The organism is Candidatus Paceibacterota bacterium, assembly GCA_035452965.1.
Taxonomy (GTDB): domain Bacteria; phylum Verrucomicrobiota; class Verrucomicrobiia; order Limisphaerales; family UBA8199; genus UBA8199.
This window is the reverse complement of the sequence record DAOTCE010000001.1, coordinates 124005-148560: the sequence shown is the minus strand read 5'-3', so window position 1 is coordinate 148560 and position 24556 is coordinate 124005. Positions and strand designations below refer to the sequence as shown.

At 61.0% G+C, this 24556-nt stretch carries 20 protein-coding genes and 1 pseudogene; 5 read left to right on the top strand and 16 right to left on the bottom strand.

Annotated features, from left to right (window positions below; all coding sequences use genetic code 11):
• Window positions 1-68 precede the first annotated feature (68 nt).
• Complete coding sequence (locus P5205_00570; protein ID HSA08844.1) at window positions 69-995, bottom strand: hypothetical protein; 927 nt, start codon at window positions 993-995, stop codon at window positions 69-71.
• A gap of 176 nt (window positions 996-1171) precedes the next feature.
• A complete protein-coding gene (locus P5205_00565; protein ID HSA08843.1) occupies window positions 1172-2233 on the bottom strand; it encodes a Gfo/Idh/MocA family oxidoreductase in 1062 nt (353 codons plus the stop codon).
• A 399-nt stretch (window positions 2234-2632) separates the two neighbouring features.
• Here P5205_00565 and P5205_00560 point away from each other — a divergent pair, with 399 nt between their 5' ends.
• Window positions 2633-3820, top strand: coding sequence for a sulfite reductase subunit alpha (locus P5205_00560; protein ID HSA08842.1), 1188 nt, complete (start codon window positions 2633-2635; stop codon window positions 3818-3820).
• Here P5205_00560 and P5205_00555 read toward each other — a convergent pair.
• Window positions 3774-4604, bottom strand: coding sequence for a ParA family protein (locus tag P5205_00555; protein HSA08841.1), 831 nt, complete (start codon window positions 4602-4604; stop codon window positions 3774-3776). The two genes, P5205_00560 and P5205_00555, sit on opposite strands and share 47 nt — an antisense overlap.
• Before the next feature lie 143 nt (window positions 4605-4747).
• Here P5205_00555 and raiA point away from each other — a divergent pair, with 143 nt between their 5' ends.
• The 4 genes from raiA to P5205_00535 all read left to right on the top strand — a co-directional run bounded on the left by raiA (window position 4748) and on the right by P5205_00535 (window position 9206).
• Complete coding sequence (raiA, locus tag P5205_00550; protein ID HSA08840.1) at window positions 4748-5101, top strand: ribosome-associated translation inhibitor RaiA; 354 nt, start codon at window positions 4748-4750, stop codon at window positions 5099-5101.
• A 180-nt stretch (window positions 5102-5281) separates the two neighbouring features.
• Complete coding sequence (locus P5205_00545; GenBank protein HSA08839.1) at window positions 5282-6460, top strand: amidohydrolase family protein; 1179 nt, start codon at window positions 5282-5284, stop codon at window positions 6458-6460.
• Window positions 6461-6530: 70 nt separating this feature from the next.
• The gene (locus P5205_00540; protein HSA08838.1) at window positions 6531-7754 is read left to right on the top strand and encodes an 8-amino-7-oxononanoate synthase; all 1224 of its coding nucleotides are present in this window, start codon (window positions 6531-6533) and stop codon (window positions 7752-7754) included.
• A 3-nt stretch (window positions 7755-7757) separates the two neighbouring features.
• On the top strand, window positions 7758-9206 hold the full coding sequence (locus P5205_00535) for an aminotransferase class III-fold pyridoxal phosphate-dependent enzyme (GenBank protein HSA08837.1): 1449 nt from the start codon (window positions 7758-7760) through the stop codon (window positions 9204-9206).
• Between the two features lie 60 nt (window positions 9207-9266).
• Here P5205_00535 and P5205_00530 read toward each other — a convergent pair whose 3' ends face one another.
• The 13 genes and pseudogenes from P5205_00530 to asnB all read right to left on the bottom strand — a co-directional run bounded on the left by P5205_00530 (window position 9267) and on the right by asnB (window position 24540).
• Complete coding sequence (locus P5205_00530) at window positions 9267-10298, bottom strand: SDR family oxidoreductase (protein HSA08836.1); 1032 nt, start codon at window positions 10296-10298, stop codon at window positions 9267-9269.
• A gap of 163 nt (window positions 10299-10461) precedes the next feature.
• Window positions 10462-11562 carry a glycosyltransferase gene (locus tag P5205_00525; GenBank protein ID HSA08835.1) on the bottom strand — a complete coding sequence of 367 codons (1101 nt, stop codon included), beginning with the start codon at window positions 11560-11562 and terminating at the stop codon, window positions 10462-10464.
• A gap of 401 nt (window positions 11563-11963) precedes the next feature.
• Window positions 11964-13910 carry a nucleoside-diphosphate sugar epimerase/dehydratase gene (locus tag P5205_00520; GenBank protein HSA08834.1) on the bottom strand — a complete coding sequence of 649 codons (1947 nt, stop codon included), beginning with the start codon at window positions 13908-13910 and terminating at the stop codon, window positions 11964-11966.
• A gap of 5 nt (window positions 13911-13915) precedes the next feature.
• Window positions 13916-14494: a hypothetical protein gene (locus P5205_00515; GenBank protein HSA08833.1), complete on the bottom strand. Its 579-nt coding sequence runs from the start codon at window positions 14492-14494 to the stop codon at window positions 13916-13918.
• A gap of 189 nt (window positions 14495-14683) precedes the next feature.
• A pseudogene (locus tag P5205_00510) lies at window positions 14684-15295 on the bottom strand (sugar transferase).
• Window positions 15296-15344: 49 nt separating this feature from the next.
• Complete coding sequence (locus P5205_00505) at window positions 15345-16580, bottom strand: DegT/DnrJ/EryC1/StrS family aminotransferase (protein ID HSA08832.1); 1236 nt, start codon at window positions 16578-16580, stop codon at window positions 15345-15347.
• Window positions 16581-16669: 89 nt separating this feature from the next.
• Complete coding sequence (locus tag P5205_00500; GenBank protein ID HSA08831.1) at window positions 16670-17371, bottom strand: class I SAM-dependent methyltransferase; 702 nt, start codon at window positions 17369-17371, stop codon at window positions 16670-16672.
• 27 nt (window positions 17372-17398) lie between these two features.
• On the bottom strand, window positions 17399-18469 hold the full coding sequence (locus P5205_00495; GenBank protein HSA08830.1) for a glycosyltransferase family 2 protein: 1071 nt from the start codon (window positions 18467-18469) through the stop codon (window positions 17399-17401).
• A 115-nt stretch (window positions 18470-18584) separates the two neighbouring features.
• Window positions 18585-20105, bottom strand: a complete 1521-nt coding sequence (locus P5205_00490) for an AMP-binding protein (protein HSA08829.1) — start codon at window positions 20103-20105, stop codon at window positions 18585-18587.
• Window positions 20106-20152: 47 nt separating this feature from the next.
• On the bottom strand, window positions 20153-21202 hold the full coding sequence (locus P5205_00485) for a methyltransferase domain-containing protein (GenBank protein HSA08828.1): 1050 nt from the start codon (window positions 21200-21202) through the stop codon (window positions 20153-20155).
• 35 nt (window positions 21203-21237) lie between these two features.
• Complete coding sequence (locus P5205_00480) at window positions 21238-21549, bottom strand: acyl carrier protein (GenBank protein ID HSA08827.1); 312 nt, start codon at window positions 21547-21549, stop codon at window positions 21238-21240.
• Between the two features lie 14 nt (window positions 21550-21563).
• Window positions 21564-22535 (bottom strand): NAD(+) synthase, encoded by a 972-nt coding sequence (gene nadE, locus P5205_00475; GenBank protein ID HSA08826.1) that lies wholly within the window; start codon window positions 22533-22535, stop codon window positions 21564-21566.
• Window positions 22504-24540 (bottom strand): asparagine synthase (glutamine-hydrolyzing), encoded by a 2037-nt coding sequence (gene asnB, locus P5205_00470; protein HSA08825.1) that lies wholly within the window; start codon window positions 24538-24540, stop codon window positions 22504-22506. The genes nadE and asnB overlap by 32 nt, the downstream gene beginning before the upstream one ends.
• Window positions 24541-24556 lie beyond the last annotated feature (16 nt).

Sequence of the window (24556 nt, the reverse complement as noted above, 5' to 3'; positions counted from 1 at the left end):
CTTCCGTGCATTCACCCTCAAGGAATCAGCCGGCGGGCGCGATCGCGGGAACGCCCACCATCCCGCAATCAGGGCTTCGCCCACTCGCAGAACAGCCGTTTGATAATCTGATACTTCTCGGGATTTCTCACCGGGTCCTGATGGCAATAGATCATTACCCCGTCAGCGGCGCGCCGCCCTGCAATCATCGCCTGCTCAACATACTCGGGCGTCGTGGCGCCGAGCCGGCTGTGGGCTGTCGCATAGATGTCGAGTACGATGGGGAAGTCGGGGCCGACCAGGGCTTTGAGCTGCTTGAGTTCCGCCTCCACCAGGCTCGGGTCTTTCAGGTTGGCCTTATTGGACTCGTGGCGGTAGGGAAACAGAATGCCGTCAATGAGGGTGCAATAGTTGGTGACAAAGCCGGGCTTGACGATGCCCGGGAAGTAGCAGCAAGGCACGAAGGCGAGTCTTGGATTAATCGCGCACGAGGCCTCGAGCATCTGCCGGACATAATCCGGCGTGTAGGGCTCCTTCAGGTTATGGGTGAAGTCGTCGATGCTCCACGCCACAAGGTTGGTCTCCTGGAGGCTGAGTTTGGCGAACTCGACCGCCCAGCGGTGGTAGTCCAGCCGGAAGGGTTCAGAGTAGTGCTTTGTTCGCGGCGGTGATTCTGACGGCGGCACCAGCGAGGCCCAGATGCGTATGCCCCTTTCTCTTGCGCGCGGCAGGAGGATCTTCAGGTCGTCCCAATCGGTGGCGTAGTTGTGAATGCAGAAGCTGTAAGTGTTCGCCTGGAGTTCGACCAATTGGGCCAGCAAGCGGTCCACATCCACCCGGGTATCGGTCCGGCGCGGCGCGCTGCAATAGGTGGCTCGTGTGCCGATCAATGCGTGTGCGCGGTTTGCCCGGGCCCGCTGCTCGCTTGTGCGCGAGGTGGCGCAACCGGCGAGCGGGACGAGGAGAGCAAGCAGAGTCAGAGTCTTGATTGCGTTCAGGACTGGTTCTCGCATCATTTTCAAAAGTGACTGGAGCATGCCAAAGCACTAGCCTGAAAGGAAAGACTTTCCGATAGAGCGGGCGTCAAGCCCGTGCCGGGAAGGTAACTCCATGGGAGAAGAACGCTGAAGTCCTTCTCCTGGAGCCCACCTGCAGGAGCAACCAAGTCTCCTCTTCTACCCGAAGTACTATCTCAATCTGGAATCTCAACCACTCGGCGTTCGCGGGAGGCTTGGTAGATCGCGTTGACGACTTTGACCGAATGGCGGCCATCCGCCAGCGACGTCGGGGGTTGCTGGTTCCGAAGTATGCAGTCGGTAAATAAGGTGATCATCTGGCCGTAGAGGCCGATGCCTTCCAGCTTATATTCCTCGCGGTTGGGCTGGTTGTCGCGCACTTGGTTGGCCTCGTAGCCGGTTTCCTGGGTTTGCAGGATGCTGAACATCCGGCCGGTGGGTTCCTGTCCGATGGTGCCGCTGGCGATAATCGAACCTTTGGTGCCAAACAGCTCGAGCGCGTTCTGGGCGGCGGCATCGGGAACGTTGAAGTAGTTGTCAATGACGCCGTGGGCGCCGTTGCGAAAGCGGGCGAGGACGGTCGAGGTGTCCTCGACGCGCGTGGCGTATTTGTGGACGAGCAGGTCGGTAAACCCGGCAACCTCCACAATGGTCGTGCCCATGATCCATTCCAAAAGGTCGAGGCAATGCGTGCCCATGTCCAACAACGCCCCGCCATAACCGATGGCAATATCCTGGCGCCACGCGCCGGGGATGGGCGGGTACCAGCAGGTGAGCTGCGCGCGGCCCATGACCATTTTGCCGAGCGCGCCCGACTGCACCAGCTCGCGCGCCTTCTTGTGATAGACGTTCTGCCTCATGCACCAGGCGAGCATGAACTTTACCCCAGCCTTGGCGCAGGCGGCCTCCATCAGGTCCACCTCCTGCACGCTGACGGCAATGGGCTTCTCGCACAGGACGTGTTTGCCGGCCTCGGCGGCCTGGATGGTCTGGCGACAATGGACGTTGGGAGGGGTGGCGATATAGACCGCCTGCAGATCCTGCGCCAGCAACTCCGCTTCGGTGGCGCATGAGTGGGGCACGCCAAATTGCGCGGCGACCTCCCTGGCGCGGTGTGGATTGATATCCATGACCGAGACCAGCTCGGCGTTGGAAACCATCTTCTTGAACTCCGGTATGGTCCGCCGCGCGGCTATACCGCCGCATCCGATCACCCCCCATTTGACTTTGTCGCTCATAGTAATTGGCTCTGCTTGCCCGGCGTTTTGCCTGGGCGTCCCTCTGCTCTCGAGGGCATGGCCGATGTTACCCGCCGTCGCAATTGGTGGAAATGAGAATCCGCGGAATGCGTGCCGACACACTTGTTTCACCGTCGAGCAGCGCCGGTTGACCGGCCCGGGCTGCCCAGCCACCAAGCGTCGCTGGCGCGGCGGCATCGTCCCGGGGAAATCTGCAAGGCTGGACTACCGCTGCACCGCCACTATCGGGTCACTCCAAGGCGACGGCTCCTGTCTCCAGGCCCCAGTTGATTTTGGGCCATTAACAGGCGAGTAATACTGGTGGCCATCCGGGCAAACGGAGCAGCTACTACGGCGCAAGGCGGGGAAAACTGGTCACAACTAGAACTGAATTGACTGATGCAAACAACGACGAGGGTTTTGGAGGCCCCAAAGGCGGCAAGCCCGTATTCGCGGAAGAATCCTTTCCTGGCAGAGCTGACCCGGCACGATCGACTGACTGGGCACGGCTCATTGAAGGACACGCGCCATTTTGTGCTGAACCTCGCTGGGAGCGGCTTAACCTACACGCCCGGCGATTCGCTCGGCGCCTTCGGGCGCAATTCCCCCGAGCTGGCGGAAGAGCTGATCGAATTGCTGAGTTTCGACCCGGAGACCGAGGTGAACAACCCAACGGGGCAGCTAACTACGTTCCGGGAAACGCTGCGCCGGGACTACACCATCAACCGGGCGAACCGGAAGATCATGGCGAGCCTGGTCGAGCGCATGCCGCAGGGCGAACAGCGCAACCGGCTCATGGAGATCGTGGACAACAGCGACGCCCTCAGCCAGTACATTGATACGCGCGACTACGTGGACATCCTGCGGGAGTTTGACGAAGCGCGGTTCGAGTCGCCTGCGGCATTCCTGGCGCAACTCTCGCCGATCGTGCCGCGGCTGTATTCGATCGCCTCCTCGCTCCAGGCTGAGCCCGGTGAGGCGCATTTGTGCATCACCGTCGTGCGCTACGAAAGTCACGGCCGCGCCAAGAAGGGATTGGCCTCGGGCTTCTTCGCCGACCACTCGGACCTGTTCGTGAAGAACATCCCCGTGTACGTGCAGGAGTCGCGCACGTTCCGGCTGCCGAAGGACGCGGCCACCGACATCATCATGTGCGGCCCGGGCGTGGGCGTGGCGCCGTTCCGAGCCTTTCTCAAACAGCGCGTTCTGGACGGCGCGACGGGACGGAACTGGCTGTTCTTCGGAGAACAACATCGCGCAACGGATTTCCTGTATGGGGAGGAATTCCAGGAGTATCACCGCAACGGCAAGCTGCACCGACTGGACCTGGCTTTCTCTCGCGACCAGTCATACAAGATCTACGTCCAGCATCGGATGCTGGAGCAGGCGAAGGAGCTTTGGAAGTGGCTGCAGCAGGGCGCTCACTTCTACGTGTGCGGAGACGCGCGTCACATGGCCAAAGATGTCCACCAAACGCTGATTGCCATCGCGCAGCAGGAGGGGGGGCTCGGCCCCGAAGCGGCAGCGGACTACGTGAACATCACGTTGATGAAGACGGAGAAGCGGTACCTGCGGGATGTGTATTGAGGCCGGCGCCCTTCTCCAGGCGGGCCAGGAACTCCTGCGCCAGCAGTTCGTAGGCCGCGGCGCCGCTGCTGTACTTATCGTAGTGGATGATCGGTTTGCCAAAGCTGGGCGCTTCCGCCAGGCGAGTGGTGCGCGGGATCAGCGTCTCGAACACCCGTTCGCCAAAATGTTCGCGCACCTCGCTGACCACCTGTTGCGAGAGCTTGGTGCGGCTGTCATACATGGTCATCACCACACCCGTCAGCTCCAGCCGGGGATTCACCCCATTGTCATGCAACTGCATCATGATCCGGTTGAGCATCGAAAGGCCTTCGAGGGCGTAGTACTCACACTGCAGCGGCACGAGCACCCCGTCCGCAGCCGCGAAGGCGTTGAGGGTGAGAATGCCCAATGAGGGGGGGCAATCCACAAGGACCAGGTCGAACCGCTGCGATTCAAGGATGGGCCGCAACGCCTGTATGAGGCGCTGCAAGTGGTTGTCCGACCGCGCCAGTTCAATATCCGCGCCGCACAGGTCAACCTCGCTCGGGATTACCGCCAGCCGTTCGTACGCCGAATCTTGAATCTTCTCCTGCAAGCCGCCCTGGCCCAGCAACGCAAGGTAGGCGCTGTCACCTGCTTTCTTTTCCAGCCCCACGCCGCTGGTCGCGTTGGCTTGCGGGTCGAGGTCGAACAGCAGGACGCGCCGGCCTGCGGCGGCGACACAGGCGGCCAGGTTGACCGCCGTAGTCGTCTTGCCGACGCCACCCTTCTGGTTGGCGACAGCGATTACTTTGGTTGGCACGCCGCAGGTCTACCGAAGTGGGAGGACCAATTCAAGCCTTCGCGCCAGCCCGGAATGCCGCATTCGCCGGATGTCCAGGCCGCCTGGCAGCGGCCCAAACAGTTTCGCTGGCATTTGTCTCCCGCCCGCTGCATCATACCGGCATGAACTTGATCCTCTCGACCCATAACGTGACTCTGACGAAGGCTATCGAAGAGCACATTATCAGCCGAATCAACAAGCTGGAACATCTGGACCGCTTTGCCATCAACGCGCGCGTGACGCTGGAGCACGACAAGACCAAGGCGCCCGAACGCCAGTTTTCCTGTTCTGTGCGCCTGGAGGTACCCGGGCCGGACCTGTTCGCTGAAGACGTCGAGAGTGATCTTTATGCGGCCATTGACCTGGTTACCAAGAAGGTCGAGCAGCAGATCCGCAAGCGGCGCAGCAAATACAAAGCCCGCAAGCACAAGGTGGCGGCACGCAGCAAGCGCAACCGGCAGGAGAAGGATTTGTAGGCCCTGGTTCGTAAAGCTCCAGGATTACCGGTTGATAGTTGGATGTTCGCACCGCCCGCCCCCCAGCCGCACGGCTTTCAGCCAGTAACTCGCGGTTCCTCCAACTCCCAGCTCCTGCTGCGCGCCCGGGTTGTATTGCCGGTATCCCGCCCCCCCATCCCAGACGGTGCGGTCCTGATTTTGGGTCGGCGCATCGCCGCCGTCGGACGCTGGCGTGAGTTGTCCGCGCAAAGGCTGGCGGCTACGCTGGATCTGGGTGACACCGCGCTCATGCCGGGCCTGGTTAACGCCCACTGCCACCTGGATTACACCGATATGGCGGGCCAGTTCCCGCCACCCAAGGTATTCAGCGATTGGCTTAAGCTAATCACCGAAGCCAAAGCCGGATGGAGTCGCGCCGATTATGCCAAGTCCTGGCGGAAGGGTGCGCGGATGCTCCTGCGCACCGGCACGACAACCGTGGCCGACATCGAGGCCGTGCCGCAACTGCTGCCCGCCGTCTGGAAAGCGACGCCGTTGCGGGTATTCTCATTCCTGGAGATGATTGGCATCAAAGGCCACCGCCGCCCGCAGGAAATTGTCCGGGAGGCCGTCACGCGAGTCGCTTCACTTAAGCACTCGCGGTGTCGCGGGGGCTTGTCGCCGCACGCGCCTTACTCGACGATGCCGGAGTTGATGCGCCTGAGCGCCCGGACAGCGCGGCAGCATCGCTGGCCCCTCACCACGCATGTGGCTGAATCCGCCTTAGAATACGAGATGTTCGCTCGCGGCTGCGGCCAGATGTTCGACTGGTTACAGCGCAGCGGGCGGGACATGTCTGACTGCGGCCGGGGCTCGCCGGTCCAACACCTGGAAAGCTGCGGCGCACTGAGCGGCAACCTGCTGGCGGTGCACGCAAACTACCTCGGGAGGAGCGATGCGACGTTGCTGGCCAGGCGCCAGGTGCACGTCGTCCATTGTCCGCGTTGTCACTTCTACTTCGATCACGGTCCCTTTCCGCTGCGCCGATTGCTGCGGGCCGGCGTGAATGTCTGCCTCGGCACGGACAGCCTGGCAAGCGTCTATAAGGCCCGGCGTCAACGCGTCAAGTTGAGCCTCTTCGAGGAAATGCGCGCGCTGGCGAAACGGGAACCCTGGCTGCCGCCGCGGAGGGTCTTGCATATGGCTACCATGGACGGCGCCCGGGCCCTGGGCATGAGCGGACAGATCGGCGAACTGGCCGCCGGTTCCCTTGCCGACCTCATCGCCATCCCATTCGCCGGGAAAGTTGCGGACATCTGCACTGAGGTGCTGCACCATGCCGGCGACGTAGCCGCCAGCATGATTGACGGCGAATGGGCCATTGCACCGCGAGAATAGTGCGCTGCCCTGGAATGCTGCTCTCTTTCGGGACGGCTCAAGAGCTGCGGTCCTGTAGCGGCTTCGCAGAATGAACAACTTTGAACATGACCTGACCCAGCGGCTCGCGGCCCTTCGCGAGCAAGGGTTGTTCCGCGAGCTGCGGCGCGTAGAATCACCGCAGTCTCCGAGGATCGAGGTTCAGGGCAAAACCCTGCTCAATTTCTCTTCGAATGACTACCTCGGCCTTGCCAACGAACCGGCTTTGAAAGAGGCCGCTATCGAGACCACCAGGCGCTACGGTGCGGGCGCGGGCGCTTCGCGCCTGATTTGTGGCTCGCTGGCGCCTCATCACGAATTGGATGAAGCCCTGGCCGCGTTCAAGGGCACCGAGGCCGCGCTCGGTTTCTCTACGGGTTATGCCGCCGCCATGGGCGCCATTTGTGCGCTGCTCGGCAAGGATGACTTCATCGTTTTGGACAAGCTGGTCCACGCCTGTATCGTGGATGCTGCCCGCCTCAGCGGCGCAACGCTGCGGGTGTTTAACCACAATGACCTTGATGACCTTGAAGCCAAGCTCAAGTGGGCTGACGAAAAGGCTCAAGGCGGACGAGCTCGCATTCTGGTGGTGACGGAGAGTGTATTCTCCATGGACGGCGACCACGCGCCGCTCAGCGAGATCGTCGCTCTTAAAGAGCATTACGGTGCCTGGCTAATGGTAGACGAAGCCCACGCCTCCGGCCTTTACGGCCCGCGCCGCCGCGGCCTGGCGGAGGAACTCGGCATCGGTGACCGCATCGAGGTCCAGATGGGCACGCTCGGCAAAGCGCTGGGCGCCTCCGGCGGCTACATCTGCGGCCCGCGCACCCTGGTGGACTATCTGGTCAACCGCGCCCGCACCTTCATCTTCTCCACCGCGCCAGTGCCCGCCGCGGCCGCTGCGGCCACCGCCGGCATCCGCTTTGTCGAATCCAACGCAGGGGAAGAGCGCCGCAACCTCCTCTGGCAGCGTGTCTCGGACCTTTCCTCGCCCGCGCCCGCCCAACTCTCAAACCCCGGCTCTCAACCTTTAGCGCTGCGACATGCCATCATTCCCATCATAATGGGTGATGAGGCCAAAGCCACTGCTGCCGCCGCCGCGCTCCGTGACCAGGGCATTTTCATCCCCGCCATCCGCTACCCGACCGTTGCTCGCGGCAAGGCCCGCCTGCGGTTGACTGTCACAGCCGCCCACACGAGCGCCGACCTCACCCAGTTGCTCACCGCATTCAAATCACTCAACTTCGGCCTTCGCACTTCGGCCTTCGGGCTTTAACCCATGCACCCCCTTGCCAAACTGGATCACCGCTACCTCTGGCATCCATTCACCCAGATGCGCGACTGGCTTAAGCACGAGCCTGTTCTCATCGTGGGAGGTCAGGGCGCCCGATTGCGCGACGCATATGGGCGCGAATACCTCGATGCCAACTCCTCCATTTGGACCAACCTGCACGGCCACAACCATCCCCAGATCAACGCCGCTATCCGCCGTCAGTTGAACAAGATCGCCCATAGCTCCGCCCTGGGCTTCGCCAATGAGCCAGCCTCCCTGCTGGGTGAAGAACTGGTTGCTGCGGCCCCGTCTCCGCTGCGCAAGGTCTTCTATTCCGATGACGGCTCAACCGCCATGGAAGCAGCGCTCAAGCTCGCCTACGAATACGCTCGCCGCACCGGGCGCAGCCGGAAACCCAGGTTTCTTGCCCTTAACGGAGCTTACCACGGTGACACTATTGGCGCGGTGTCCCTGGGCCACGTTGACTTGTTCCACAAAGCCTACGCCGGGCTGCTCTTTAAGACCGACAAGGTCATGGCGCCCTACTGCTACCGGTGTCCGTTCAACCGCGCCCGGCCGGACCGCGCCGACGCCCGCGATTACCGCAAGTGCAGCTGGGAATGCCTGGACGTATTGGAGCGCAGGTTCACCGCCCAGAAGCGGTGTGGCAACCCCTACGCCGGCTTCGTTTTCGAACCGCTCATCCAGGGCGCCGCGGGGATGATCCCTCAACCGGCTGGCTGGCTGCGCCGCGCCGCCGAGATCGCCCGCGGCCACGGTGCGCTGCTCATTGCCGACGAGGTCATGACCGGTTTCGGCCGGACTTCTCCCCGGGTGGGGGGGGAGCATTCGCGCGAGTTCGGACGTCCCGGGAAATCAGTTCGCACCAAGCCGCTTACCCTTCCTCTCTTCGCCTGCCAACAGGAAGGGGTCCGGCCCGACTTCATGGCCGTCGCAAAGGGCCTGACCAGTGGTTACCTGCCGATGGCGGCGACCCTCACCACCCAGGAGGTATTCGACGCATTCCTCGGCGAATACGAGGATTTCAAGACCTTCTTCCACGGGCACAGTTTCACCGCCAACCAACTCGGCGCAGCGGCAGCCCTGGCCAGCCTGGAAATCCTGCACACCACCATCTCGCTCCTTGCCCGCTGGCGGCTTGCAAAGACTCTCCGGGACGAACTCAAGACCCTGTGGCGTTACCCGCACGTTGGTGACATCCGCCAGGTTGGGTTGATTGTCGGCATCGAGCTAGTCCGAGACTGGCGCACGCGCGAACCGTTCGACCTCCGGGACCGTGCCGGCATCCGCGTTTGTGAAGCCATGGCTCGGCACGGTGTGCTGTCTCGTCCCATCGGCAATGTGATCGTCCTTATGCCTCCTTACTGCACCACCCCCGCCGAAGCCTGCCGCATGGTTGCCGTCGCCGGCCAGGCCATTGCCCATCCGGCGTGACCCCTCGAACTCTCGGCTTGTCCTCTTGGCGTTGCTCCCAGTCTCCGAGCGGCCCGTTCGTCAGGCAGCCTTCTTCAATGCGAACGGCATCGCCGGTTCCGTAATCCGGCGCTTCGCGGGCGCTTTCAGCTTGCGGCAATACCACTCGATGGCCTCTGTCAAACCCTTCTCAACGGTATGGGAGGGCTCGTAGCCGAGCAGACTTCGGGCCTTGGAAATGTCGGCTTCAGAGTGCTTGACATCCCCGGCTCGGAACTCCCGGTAGTGCGGGCGAAGCCCTTTCAAATCGGGATAGTGCGGGGCCAGATTGGCCGTGAGCAACTGGAACAACTCATTGAGCGTTATGCGCGCATGGACGGCGATGTTGTAGACCTGGTTCAGCGCACCGGGCGTTTGCGAAGTGGCGGCAAGCAGGTTGGCTTGAATCACGTTGGCCACGTAACAAAAGTCACGGCTTGTTTGTCCGTCCCCGTTAATCCAGACGGGCTCGTTCCTGAGCATGGCGGCAATCCACTTCGGAATGACCGCCGCGTAAGGACCGGCTGGGTCCTGGCGCGGGCCGAAGACGTTGAAGTAGCGCAGCCCGATGGTTTCCAAGCCGTAACACCGGGAAAAGACGGCCGCGTAAATCTCATTCATTAACTTGGTGGCGGCGTAGGGAGAAAGGCAGCAGCCGATCTTGTGTTCCACTTTCGGCAAGTCGGGATGATCGCCATACACGGAACTGCTGGAGGCGTAAACGAAGCGCTGAACACCCGCATTCTTCGCGGCCACAAGCATGTTGATGAAGCCAGTAACGTTGGCGGAATGGGAGTCAATGGGGTGGGCGAGCGAGCGCGGGACGGACCCCAGCGCCGCCTGGTGTAGCACAAAGTCCACGCCCGAGACGCCCTGCCGGCACGCTTCCGGGTCACGGGTGTCGCCCCGGATGTGGGTGTAGTTCTTCCAACGTGCCGAACCGATGGCGGCGCGGACCTCCTTGAGATTCTGCTCCGAGCCGGTGGAGAAGTTGTCCAGGCCGACAACGCGCTGATCGAGACGAAGCAATGCTTCCAGCAGGTTCGAGCCAATAAAGCCGGCGGAGCCGGTCACAAGCCAGACCCGCGGTCGCCAGGCCAACGCCGCGGCAAGCTCCTGGTATGGCGTCCTGATGCTGGGTGCTGCGGAAATAGACTTTCGCGGGGTCACGGGTGGCCTTCTTCTTTGGTTGGGGATTTACCGTCCTGCCTGCGGACAGGAGCGCCGCAACGCATCGTCAAGACGAATGCGCTACGCTGGCGCGGGCGGATTGGCGCGGCGCGGGCATTGCCACCCGTAAACCGGGCCGTGGTTTGGGGTTCGGAAAAGCCAGTGCCGGCGACCGCACCTTGTCGGCAAGCAGTTCGTAAACGCCTGTCAGCTGTCGCGCCACATTCGAGACAGAGATATCCTCCAGCCGGCTTCGGCAATCCAAACGCTGTCGCTTGTGGTAAACCAGGGAGAGCTTGTGGGCCAGGTCCGCCGGGTCGGGCCGGGCCAAGTGACAGCCTTTGATCTCCTCGATCCGCTCCGCCACATCCCCGACGTCAACCGAGACTACCGGCAGCCCGCACCCCAACGCCTCTTTGACCACCGTTGGCGAGCCTTCGTGGAGTGAGGTCAAGAGCAATGCATCACCGGCGTTGAGCCATGTCGGCACAGCCGAGTTCGGCACGCCGGTCAGGTAATGCAGTTCTGCGGGGATACCCTGGCGGAGCGTTTGCCTGAACGCGGCTTGAGCCAGCGCAGGTCTCTTCACCGGGTCCCCGTTGCTGGAGGCGAAAACCACGTGGAACGCGTCTCTGCGCCACCCCAACTGGCGCCGGCAGGAATACGAATCCATCGGCTTGAACCGGCCCAGGTCTATGCCGCACGGGAGGATGTGAACCTTGACCGCCGGCACCGAGCGCGGCAGAGCTCGCAACAGGTGCCGCGCGACCACGACGACGCCGTCAGCCGCCTTCGCCGCCCGCTTCGAACACCAGACTCCGTATCGCGAGATAAGCTTGCGCACCCGCCCTGAAAGGTTCTCCCCCAGCAAGTCGGATCCGTGGAAAGTGACCAACGTCGGGGGCGCATAGCGGCGCTGCACAACTTGTTTCGCCATAACCCCGCCGTACATGACGTGAATCAAGTCCGGCTCGAACTCCTCAATAGCCCCGGAAAGCCGGATCCCCATCCGGTAATACGCTGACGGCCCTTCACGGAGCCGATCAACGAACAACACACGCACGCTGAGACCTGCCGCAATCAGGCTTTTGATTTGCTCCTGGACAAAGACGCCCCTGCCCGGGAATTCCTCGGTGGGGTACATATTGGTGACGGCAAGAACTCGCATGGGGGACGAACGGTGCTTAATTTCTGGATTTTTGTGCTCCAAGGGCTGAATTCCGCATTCCAATGCGACAGTCCCCTGTTCCTGGACCGAATAGCCGCCCCGGTGTGCCAACACTGTGACACCCGTGATGCCCCGGTGTGTATCCCATGGGGATCGCTCCCCATGGGAACCACACCGTAGTCCCACCGGATTGGCGCCGTCCCATCGCCGTATCCGGCTTGGGCGTGGGGTGCCTCAGGCTTGGGGATTGCGCTATAGTCGGCGGGTGTGGTCGGAAGCACCTGGCTTGCCGGGCAGGTCTGGGGCCTGCCGGCCCGGTGAGACGATTCCAGCCGATACTGGCCAAGTTGGATTCTGCGCTACGGGCAGGCTGTACGTTCGTGAATTTGCGACACAACGCGCTATGCGGCCTCTCGCTGTTCCAGTTGGAAGATCGGTTCGCCGATGGGGCGGCAATGGCGCCCGCGAGCACCCGCGAAGGCGTCGGCATTAGCGTGTTTGGGGTAAGTGGCTTTCCCCAGTTGGGGCTGGTACTCGGGCACAATTTGCTGCAGCAGACCCTTGAACTCGTCCACCGTTGTCACATCGATCTGCTCGACCAAAGCGAGGACTGAATCCTTAACTTCCTGGAACGGAGGTGGTTCGCATAGCAGCCGCATAATCTTCGGGTTGCTGGTGGGAACAATATGTTCGCCCTGGTAGCTGAGTTCCTCGAACAACTTTTCGCCGGGCCGCAGGCCCGTGAACTCAATCCGGATATCCTTGTCCGGCGTGAAACCCGAAAGCCGTATCAGTTGTCGCGCCAGATCAACGATCTTCACCGGCTCACCCATGTCCAGCGTGAATATCTCTCCGCCCGCCCCCAGCGCGGCGCTCTGCAACACCAGGCCCACCGCTTCCGGGATGGTCATGAAATACCGCATCACCTCGGGATGGGTAACCGTGACCGGGCCGCCGGCCGCAATCTGCTTGTTAAATGTCGGGACGACGCTGCCCGACGACCCCAGCACGTTGCCAAACCGCACCGCCATAAAACGGGTCGTGTCGGGGCAATGGGCATGGAGCGATTGCACGCACATTTCGGCCAGCCGTTTGGTGGCCCCCATGACATTGGTCGGGTTAATGGCCTTGTCGCTCGAGATCAGGACAAAGCGGCGCACCTGGTAATCCACGCACGCCTCCGCCAGGCTCAGGGTGCCCAGCGCGTTGTTCTTTAGCGCCTCGCCCGGCTGCGTCTCCGTCATCGGAACGTGCTTGTGCGCGGCTGCATGAAAAACAATCTGCGGGCGATGGATTTGAAAAATGGCCTCCATCCGCCGGCTATCCAGAATATTTGCCAGCAGTGGAACAATTCGCTTGCCGTGACCGCTTTCCACCAGGTTTTGCTCGATCTGAAACAGTTGCACCTCCGATTGCTCCACCAGCAGCAACGTGCGCGGAGAATAGGCCGCGATCTGCCGGCACAGCTCGCTGCCAATGCTGCCGCCGGCGCCCGTCACCATCACAACTTGCTCGTGCAGGAGGTGTCGCACATTCTCATTCCGCAGTTGAACCTGCTCCCGGCCGAGCAAATCCTGAACGTTGACCGCCCGCAACTGGCTAACGCTGGCGCGGCCGGTTGTGAGCTCATAGGCGGTAGGGACGGTGCTGAACTTAACCTGCAGTTTATGCAGCGTGCGGGCGATTTCCGCCACGCGCGTGGCCGATGCGTTCGGCATGGCGATGATCACTTCCTCCAGTTCCAGGTTGTGCTGGTCGTTCAACAGGGCCTCGGGTGGGCCGACCACCAGCGTGTCTTGAATGCGGTGCCCCCATTTGGAGCGGTCGTCGTCGAAGAAAGCGACCGCCTGCAGCCCGAGTTCCCGGCGATTGGCAAACTCCTGTGCCAGAGTGGTGCCCACCAACCCTGCCCCAATGATGCCCGCACGGCGTGCCCGCCGATGCGGCGAGTCCTGCTCGGCGGCTGTGCGCCCGCCAAGCACGCGCCGAAGAGCAAACCGAAGAGCGGTCAGGCCAATCAGGGAAAAGCTAAAGTCAGCCACCACAACACTGCGTGGCGGCGCGTAAGACCAGCCCAAGTGGGAGGAAATGCCATAGACGAACAAGCTGGTGGTAAACAAAGCCCAGAACAGGCCGCTGAAATCCGAGAGGCCGAAGTATCTCAATAGCACCTGGAATTGGCGGAACCGCCAAAGACCGAACAGCTTGATGCTGACCACCCAAAGTGACGCCAGCAGCGCCACCCTCTCCACTTCGGGCGGCACGGCAAAGTCGAAACGAAGCTGGTAGCTGAGCCAGAGACTGCCCACCAGGGTCGCAGCCGCGGCAAGAACAAAATAAATGCGCACAGATTTCATGATTGAAGCTCCCCTGACAAACGGCTCTCGCCCCCAAACCAAAGGTCATGCACCGACGGCGCGGTGTAAGTTCTCACGCCGGTATCCCGCAGCATGCGGTGGATTTCTTGAATCCTGCCGGGCGGCGCATTCGGGGCGGCAATCACCACCTCATCCACTTTGCCCGCCCAGCCATCGAGGAGGCATTCCGGCATGCCGACGACCGGGACTTCGTGAATGCGCTTATGCCATTTCTGACAATCGTCATCAAAAAAGGCGACAACGGTTCGCCCGAACGGATTTCCGATCATCAATTCGCGAACCAGTTGACTCCCGGCGCGTCCGGCACCGATGATGCCCACACGCACTGGCGGTCCATCCGGCGCAGCCTCCCTCGATGAAGCGTTCTCCCGCCAGAATCGAAGCAGGAGCCGAAGGCCACAAATTGCGCCGAGCGCGAGGAGCGAGTCCACCAGGACCAGGTTTCGCTGCGGCCAGATCCGATCTGCCAGTGCCCACAAACCAAGCAACAGCACGCAGGCAAACCCGAGCGCAGTCGCAACTTGCCTGAGCTCGGGCAAACTGAAATAGCTCATTAGACCTTTGCACTGCTTGCGCCAAATCAGGGCGCCCAGTTGGACCGTCACTACTGCCACCATGGTCCCGCCGAATTCCTCGAGCGGTACGGGCGGCAGGGCAAAATCATAGAGGAGCAGGCAGGACAGCCAGAAGGCGGCCGCCAGCACAAGACTATAGACAGACAACAAGCAGATCCAATAGGGACAGATCGTCTGCACGATGATCCAGGTATCACTCAGCAGGGTTGCCTTTCCCGCATACTCGAGATTGAGCTGCAACTTTCTCGGAATGCAATGCCGAATGTAGAATGCCTCCAGGTCGTCCGCCTTCTCCAGCAGCAGCTCTTCGTTCCGGAAATGGACGGATGCCAAATCGGTTATTCCGGGCTTGAGATTGAATATCTTCCTCTGCTTCGGCGTGTACAGCTTGACGTACCGGGAAACTTCCGGCCGCGGGCCAACCAGGCTCATTTCTCCCTTCAGGACATTCCAAAGCTGGGGCAGCTCATCTAATTTTGTCTTTCGCAGGATTCGACCAATCCACGTAATGCGCGCGTCGCCATCGCCCGTCACCAGCGGTCCGCTCCGGTCAGCCCCCGTCACCATGGTCCGAAACTTCCAGATGTAGAACGGCTGCTCGCGCAGACCAACGCGCAACTGGCGGTAAAAGACGGCACCGCCATCGGCAATCTTGATCAGCGCCGCAATCACCAAAAACAGCGGACTGAGCACGACGAGCCCGCAACCTGAGAGGACGACATCGTAGAGACGCTTGGCCGCATGACTGAAGGGTGTGGCTGCAAATCCGTCGCACGCGATGTGCGGCGACCCTCTTTCCTGGGGCGAATTGGAACCGGTGCAGTTCATTTCAGGCGGCGCGATCAAGTCCGACGGGGAACGTCACACCGGGAATCGCCACGCGGGATCGGGCCAGGATCTCTTTCAAGCTGCTGCAGACGTATTCCACCTCGCAGGCGGTCATTTCCGGGTAAAGAGGCAAGCTGATCAGCTCCGGGTAAATGGACGCGGCGCAAGGGCAGTCCGACGGCTTGCAGCCAAGCGTATCACGATAATAAGGATGCATGTGGAGCGGCATCCAATGCACACTGGTGCCAATCCCGGCCCGCTTCAGCTCCTCAATCATCTCATCACGGCCATACTCGCAGCTGTTGGCTTTCAGGCGCACCGGGAAAAGGTGCCAGGAGTGAATCCGGTTCGGCATCACCTGGGGCAGCACCAGTTCGTCCACGTCCGCCAGCAGGGCCGTGTACCATTCGGCTGCTTGAACCCGCTGCTTGTGCAAAGAGTCCGCCCTTCGCAGTTGGTGCAAGCCGATCGCGGCCGCGATGTCCGTCAGGTTATACTTGTATCCGGGCGCGACGATTTCGTAATACCAGGAGCCTTCCGCGGTGTAGCGCTTCCAGGCGTCTCGTGAAATTCCGTGCAGGGACATGATCCGCATGCGGTCGGCATAATCCTCCGAATCGGTGCACGCCATGCCGCCTTCGCCCGTTGTGATGGTCTTGTTGGCGTAAAAGGAAAAACAGGTGATCGCGGCTCCCGTGCCCACGGTCTTCCAAGCCGACTTCTCGTCATCCCGGTAATACGCAGGACAGCAGTGGGCGGCATCTTCTATGATCGTTAGGTCGTGCTTGGCCGCCAGGGCGCGCACACCGGCAACGTCCCCAATCTGACCTCCATAATGCACTGGTGCAATTGCCGCCACGTCGTGGCCGGCGCTTTGGGCGGCCGCGATCCGTTCGGCCGCATCGCCGACGCTCAGGTTCAGGTCCTCGGGCCGGCAATCCACAAACAGCGGGACCGCATTGAAGTAGCGCACGACTTCGGCCGTGGCCGCGAACGTCATCGTCGGGACGACGACCCTTTGGCCGGCCTTCAGGCCAATCGCCTCGAAGGCCAAGTGCAGCGCAGCGGTGCACGAGTTGACGGCAACCGCCTGTCGGCGCTGCATGTAGCGCGCGAAATCCGCCTCGAACCTCTTTGCTTTGGGCCCGGTGGTTAGCCAGCCGGTTCTAAGGCAGTCAATGACTTCATCGATCTCAGCCTGGCCGATGCTTGGTTTATGGAATGGTATTCGGAGCATACGCTTGTATGGGCGAAACAATGGTGGTGTGAAAATGCGCGGCGACTCGACTCGCAGGAATCCAACGCCCTCCCGCCAGGGAAGGGCCTTCAAGGTTTGATCAAGAGCCCCAGCAGATGCGTTCTCAGGAACGGCAGGGAACGCAGAGGAGCATAAAGGCGGTCGGTAAGGAGCCCCAGACGCCTGGCCAGCGGGGGCAACAAAGAAATGGTTTTCAAAGTCATGCGAAAATCCGGGAACAGACGCTGAATCTGTTTCCTGGATACTCCTCGCACATGCTGGTTGAGAGGATTGTTGATTCTGAAATCGTACCAGAGAACGCCTCCGCCGGGAACGAGGATACGTTCTATCTCCCTGCAAATATTGCCTCTCATCTGCTGGTCCAGGATTGAGGTGAACACGGTCAGCGCGGCAACGATATTGAACGAGCCGTCTCGAAACGGCAGTGCCTCGGCGTTCGCCAATTGAAAGGTGATTTGGGGAAACTTCAGTTGCGCGGCGCGGACTCGCTCTGGCATGAGATCAACGCCAAAGAGGTTTTGCGGCCGGGCGCCCCAATTCGCAAAGACCGCCAGCTGTTCACCTGTGCCGCAGCCTATATCCAGGATGCGCCGGTCACCGAGGGGGAGCAGGCCCGCTTGCTGCAGCAACTTGCGCGTTTCAAGCTCCCGTTCGTGTCGAATCGCCTGGTTCCCCTTATTGGCATCCAGCCACTTGGAGCGCTCATACCCGCCGGCAGTGTATCCGCGATAAACCCGCCTCAGCCGGTCAACTTCCGCGCGCGTCTCCATTGGGGTCAGACAACAGCTCCCTTGGACTCAGGAACCAGCACTCTCGGGGCTGGCATGGCGTCCCCGGGTCAATCGGACAAATTGTGTTTGCGGCGCATTATGGAACACCACGAAGTCGAGGATTCCGTGCAGAAATCCGTAGCCGTACCCGAAGTGGAAACACCAGATCACGATCGGCAGAACCGGCAGGCAACCCCATTGTGAACGAGCTGCGATGATCAGGGAGAGCCCCAGGGCCGCCAGCACATAGGACAGGCTCAAGCCGGCAACCGCCCAAAGCGCGGGGGCCCAGAACACCGACAGGACCGCCGCCAGAACAAGGGTTCCAAGAAATGCTCCGGGCACGACATGTCTAAAGGACGCCGGCGCATGGTGCTTCCGAATCACCAAAACCTTCCAGTAACCATACTGCATATACTGGTGAAAAAGGGCGGACAACGAACCGCGCACACGGTACCAGCTCTGAATGCGTGGAGACTGGTAGACCTTGCCGCCCGCCCGCCTGATGCGGAGGTTGTGCTCGTCGTCCTGATTGCGGACAAGGTCCTCGTCAAAAAGGCCGACCCGCTCGAACACATCCTTCTTCCAGCAGCCATAAATTACCGTATCCACGTAACCCTCAAAGTGCGGTAGATGTGACCGGGCGCCGCCAACCGCCCAGGCAGAGTGGAAGACCGCCCTGATGGCTTTCTCCATGAATGTACGGGCCTGGGACCGCATCGGCCCGCCGACATTGTCGGCCCCGGTTTCCTGCAATACGGCAATGCACTGCTTCACATAATCGGGCGCGTAGGTTGTGTGCGCATCCATGCGGACAATGATCTCGCCGCGCGCCGCCCGGATGGCAGCGTTCAACCCGGTTGAAACGATGCGACCGGGATTATTGAGCACGCGCAGTTGGGGATGCTGTTGCGCCGCGCCTTCTAAATACTCGCGCGTGCCGTCGGTGGACATCCCGTCCGCGGCAATGATCTCCATCCCCCCCTCCGGCGGATCCTGCGCGAGGATTGACTGTATGCACGGTTCGATATGTCCTGCTTCATTGCGGCAGGGCAGTACAATTGAAACAAATGGTTGAGTGGGTGGTTGAATATCCATGTCTCTTGTCATTAGAAATCTCCTGTAACGGTGTCGAATTCGTGTGTTCTCAATTACCCGGCACTTACCGATTAGCCTCTATCCGAAAGGACTCAGGCGGGGCAGGGTTCAGGCCTCAGGCGGCTTTTTCAACCTCTCCAGGCTGGCGGTCCTCGAGCAACCTTCTCAGTTCCTGCTTGAGAACTTTGCCCGAGCCGTTGTGGATCATCGTGTTGAGAAAAAACACTTCCTCGGGAACCTTGTAACCAGGCAGCCGTCGCTGGCAGTGGGCCACCACGTCCTGCGGCGTGATCCGCGAAACCGGGGCAGGCACAACGAATGCCTTGACAGCCTCCCCCAACAGCTCGTGAGGAGCTCCCAGGACCGCCACCTCGATGACCTCCGGCAGTTCGGCGATTACCTCTTCCACTTCTTTGGCGCTTATGCGGTTGCCGCCCGCCTTGATCATGTCCCGTTCCCGTTCCACGATGAAGATGAAACCATCCTCGTCCACGCGCGCGAGGTCGCCCGTGTGCAACCTGCCGCCCCGGAAGAACCTTGATGTCTCCACCGGGTCGTTCCAATAACCCAGGGCAATGTTGTCCCCTGCAGCCACAATCTCGCCAACCTCGTCCGAACCGGGAGCGACTGGTGTTCCATCCGCCTTGAGCACCTCAAGCCTTGTGGATGGCAATCCCGTTCCGATCGAACCCAGTTTGTCGGCGAGCCGTTCTGGTGGCAGGTAGCTCAATCGCGCCGTCCCTTCAGTCTGACCGTACATCAGAAAATACCTGGCTTGCGGGAATGAACTGAGGATCTCCTCTATGCAGGCATTGGGCAATTTCCCTCCCGCCTGCTGGAACCAGCGGAGGCGCGGAAACGCCAGCTCGCGGAACCGGGATCGCCGGAGCAGGATTTGGTAAGTCGAGGGAACCCCGGCCAACCCAGTGCACTCCTTGCGCTGCATTTCCATGAGCACGACTTCCGGGAAGAGCTTGAACTCGTTGTTTAGCACGAGTGAGCCCCCCGCCATCAGATGCGTGTGCAGCAATGAAAGTCCGAAGCAATAATGAAAAGGCAACACGACCATGGCCCGGTCCTGGTTCTGCAAGCCCATATAGGAGATAATGTCCCGTGTGTTGCATTCAATGTTGCCGTGCGTGACCATTACCCCCTTCGGCGAACCGGTTGACCCCGAGGTGAACATCAATGCTGCCAGGTCGCGGGAGGCTGTTATTTCAGGGAATATTGCTTGTCCATCCCCCAAGGCATGATCCCCGTAGTGCTCGGGCAAGAGCGATAGGCCAAGTTCTCCAGCCCATGCCTGCACACGATTCCGGAACCGGTTCGAAACGAACACACCCCGCATGCCAGTGTCTGAGACGATCTCCGAAAACGTGCCAGCGCCAACCTCTGTTTGGAACGGAACCGCTGTCAGGCCGGCGCGCATGATCCCGAGGTAAACGGAGACGAAGAAAGGGCTGTTCTCCGAGAATACGCCTATCCGATCTCCCTTGTTATACCCTTGATCCAGCAGCCCGCAAGCGACCCGGCTCACCTTCTCCCGGAGCGCCGCATATGTCATCGCCCCACCCCGGTGCAGAAGCGCGTCGGCCGCGTCCGCCCCTTTGGCAAGAATAGACTCAGCTACATTCATCTCTCCGATTGAGCTTTGCGAGGCGACCGTGCGTCAGGCCGTTTGCTTCATTGCGCCCCCCGATAGAGCGCGATCAGTTGGCGATCCGGCAGGCATCTGCCCGCGAGTTCTCCGAGGAAGAAGTACCCCGAAGCCGCGTCGTAGGTCCCCGGCTTTTGGAGCAGGAAGACATCGAAGTACTTCAGCCAGAAGAATGCGAGCCGGGCGGCGGCGTGGATCAGGGCCCGCGCGAACTTCCTCGTCGCAAAGCTTAGCAAGAAGAAATGGCAAGCCCAGGCCAAAGCCATTCCCGGGCCGGCCATCGGACCACTCTGTAACTCGCGAAACCTCCGAAACAGCCGGCGCAGCCCTAAATGCGTGAAACGCGTGAAGTCAAACCGCCCATGCACCACCTGCTGCATAAAAGCGACCTCGGCATAAACGAGTCCCCGCGGTTTGAGCACGCGCTCAATCTCCTGGACACATCGGACCGGGTCCGGGACATACTGCAGCACCGCCTGAATGACAACACCGTCAAAGAAGTTGTCATCAAACGGGAGACTGTTGGCATCACAAATAATCTGTGTCCGGGGCCCGAAGGTGACGTCGGTCTCCACCAGCCGAATTCCAGGCCGGGAAACCAACCCCTCCATGCCCTGGCCAAGAACGCTGCCGCCAATCACGAGAACCACCGGCTCTCGAGTGCGCTCCAACAGCAGTCCCGCCAGGCGCTGATAGTTGTGCCTGGCTTTCAGATTCCTGCCCAGCACAGGCAGCAAGTTGTCCACCCAGCGTTTGAACCCAGGCCGGGAAAGTTCAATAGTGGTATTCCGCCGGCCGACGAAATCTTCGCGCGCGAACAGGCTCTCATCGTCGTTAATCAGGACAGGCAGATTGTCCACTATCGGATAACGGGCTCCGCAGGCTGGATTCGCGCAGACAAGTTCGCCCTCCCCCCGGAAGAGTCGCGCTCGGCACGCCACGCAACGGAGCAAGTCCTCCACGGTGCCCGGCGCATCCCCCAAGACCTCCTGGCCGGTTTTCCCACCAGGCGTCCAGCCAGACCCCGGCGGACACTCCATGCCCAGCGTCAGCAACTGATTATCGTGTCCGTGCATAATCCAATCACAGCGGGGAGGGAATGCCCCGCCACTCATCCGCCCACCAAGGCGGGCGCGCTGGATTGTTTGTCGCTCGCCGAAGGTCCAGCAGCGGGCGGCTGGGCCGGCAGCTTTCGCCGGACGAAGTCCGCCAGTTTGCGAATGGAGTCGAAGTTCTCGACCACAATCTCGTTCTGAGCCGCCTCCACGCCAAACTCGGATTGGATGAAGGCCACCAACTCCATTACGCCCATCGAGTCCACCACTCCCGTCTCCAGGAATGAGTCCTCATCGGCGATGGTATTGTCCTCGTCGTAGTAGAGGTTTTTGACGATGAACTCGCGAATCTTATGTTCTATTTGCATAAGTAATGTTGTGTCTAGTTGATTTCCAAAGGATGCATCCGAAGGTAGTTTGTAGTGCGGAACTTGCGGGAGAAATCCTCATAGGCCCGCCGGACCTGAACTTCCTGCAGTTCCATGACCCGGGCCACCTCCGCGGCAGGAATGTTGTGCTCCTGCGCGTACCAAAGCAGGTCCATGAGATCGAAGGGCAGCCTGAAAAAGAACTCCTCCTGGGTGCAGGCCGCGCTGTAGGTGTCAGAGGTCGGCGGCCGTTCCCGGATGGCCTTCGGGACGTTGAGATATTCAGCCAACTGATAGACCTGGGTCTTATACAAGTGGCCGATGGCCTTGATGTCCACCCCGGCATCGCCGTATTTCACGAAGAATCCCTGGTCATGCTCGTTCTTGTTTGCCGTCCCAATCACAGCGAAGTTGCGCAGTTCTGCATGGTAGTAGAGGGTGGCCATACGGGTTCGCTGCTTGAGGTTTGAGGCGGCGACGATTTGCAGGAAATCCCGCACCGGCAACGGCGCGTTGCGCTCTTCGCCATCGGGCGCGACGATGGTGACCGAAAAGGCGTTAAGGCTGCTTTCTTGAAGGAGGTTCTGCGGCAGCACAATCTTCGCCTTGTACCCGGCCGCCGGATCGTATTCCGGGAAGACCCGCCGAATGGCCTCGTCCCGCCGGCGGTAGCAGCCAAATCCCTCGAGGGCCGGGGTGACGTTTTCGAGGATGGGCTCGACCTCGAGTTGGCGTGCCAGCTGCCGGGCAAGGCGCTCGCTGATCGGATCGGAGTCCTTGTCCGGCATGATGATCGGAACGACCTTCTCGGGGCCAAAGGCACGCACGCACAGTGAGCAGACCACGGCCGAATCAACGCCGCCGCTTATCCCCACCACTCCCCCATAGCGCCGCAAGACCTTTTGGACCTGCTGCCGAAGCGATTGGACGATGCGATCCGCCTCAGCGGCAGGATCAATTACAAGTACATTCCTGGTGAATTTCATGCTCGAACTTTTGGTTTGATGCCCCCGGACCCACACAGACTTTGACACAGTCAGCGTCCGAAATCGGCGGGGGCAGGTTGATGTTGGTTACGAATTGGTGATGTAGCAGTTGGGTGGAAATGATGCCGACCAGCGCCATGTCGTCGGTTTCGCCCAGGGGCTTTCCCTCCTGGATTTTCCGGACAAGCTGGGCGACCGCCGCGGGCCGGAACAGGCCGGAACGCCTCAGCTCCGCAGGCGAAAGCAGCTCCTCAACGTAATCCAGATTCGGCTGGCCGAAGAAACTCCGGTGAATCGGGGCGCGGTACGGGCGCTTGCGACGGCCCCAAACCTCCTCGGGCAACCAGCGCGCACCCAGTTTCCGCAAGAGGTATTTCTCGGTGAGCGCTCGCAGCTTGAGATTAGCCGGCAAGCGGTTGCAAAACTCGACAACACGGCAGTCCAGGAACGGGAAACGTCCTTCAACCGAATTAGCCATTGCCATCCGGTCGCCCTGCGAGGAGAGAAGGTACTGGGAGAGGAAGATACTGATCTCGAGGTGCTGGGCCCTTGCCAGGTCGTCCCACGCGCCGAAACGGCCAGGCAGCTCCGCCGCCAGAAACCGGCCGTTGCGCGGCGCGGCGCTGTGCAGCACGTCGTCCGTAAAAAACCTGCGCGTCCGTTGATTGTTCCGCCAACGCACCGCATGCGAGTATTCGGGATTATCGAGCCGCGTCAGGCCCTCTCTAAAGAATGCGGATAGCAACGAAGCACTGCTCCCGGATAAGCCCGCAATGTCCGGATACAGCCGCCGAAGAAGCATAGGACGCCGAATCGAATCCGGCTGCCGGGCCCAAAACCGGCGCACCTTGGCCTCTTTGAATATGTCGTAACCCGCGAGAAACTCATCGGCGCCTTCGCCGGTCAGGACGACCTTGAAGCCGCTGTCCCTAACCAGCTTTGACAGCAGGAACATCGGCGCGGGTGCCGTCCGCATGAGGGGCGCTTCCGCATTCCACACCACCTCCGGGAACACTCGTCCTATATCCCCATGCGTTACGCAGGCTACCTGGTGCTCGGTCCCCAGGAACCGAGCCATCCGGGTCTGGTGTGCGCTTTCGTCGTATTGCGCGTCGCTAAAGGCGATGGAGAAAGTTGACAGGCGATTCGCCGTGGAATTCCGGACCAGGGCGGCAATCAGGGACGAATCCAGGCCCCCGCTCAGATAGGCGCCAACCGGCACATCCGCCCGCAGACGAATGCGGATTGCGTCAACCAGCAGCGTGGATAACTCCTCCAGGTGCTGCTCCGCACCTGACGCTCCCCGCGGTTGCATTGATTTGGCATCCGGGAAGTCCAGTTGCCAGTATGGCTTCACGTTGATCTCCCCATGCCGGGCAACCAGAAAGTGCCCTGGCGGAATCTCCTGGATATGGCGGAAGATCGTGTGCGGCGAGAGCGGCGCCCAAAAAGTGAACACCTGGTCCAGGACTGCCGTGTCAATCTCCGCGCTGACCCGCGGCTGCGTGAGCAGCGTCTTGATGGCCGAGCCAAAAACAAGCCGCTGCCCGCGGACAGCGTAGAACAGCGGTCGAACGCCCAACCGGTCCCGGGCGAGAAACAACGTCTTGGTCCGGTTATCCCACACCGCGAACGCGAACTGGCCATTGAGGCGTTCCAGGCATCGCGGCCCGAACTGCTCGTACATGTGCAGCAGAACCTCCGTGTCGGAGTCGGTGGAGAACCGGTGGCCGAGCGCCTCCAACTCCGGCCGCAGCTCGACATAATTGAAGATCTCCCCGTTGAAGACAATCCACATGGAGCCGTCTTCGTTCGAGATTGGCTGCTGGCCGCTGGCCAGATCAATGATGCTCAGGCGGCTGTTGCCCAGCGCCACCCCCCGGTCCAGGTAGATGCCAAACTGATCGGGGCCGCGGTTGCGCAGCGTAGCCAGCATCCTGCGCATCTCGCTTTCGGCAACGATCCCCTCGTTGTCGAAATCAACTATGCCGGCAATTCCACACATGAATACCTCCTCTGTT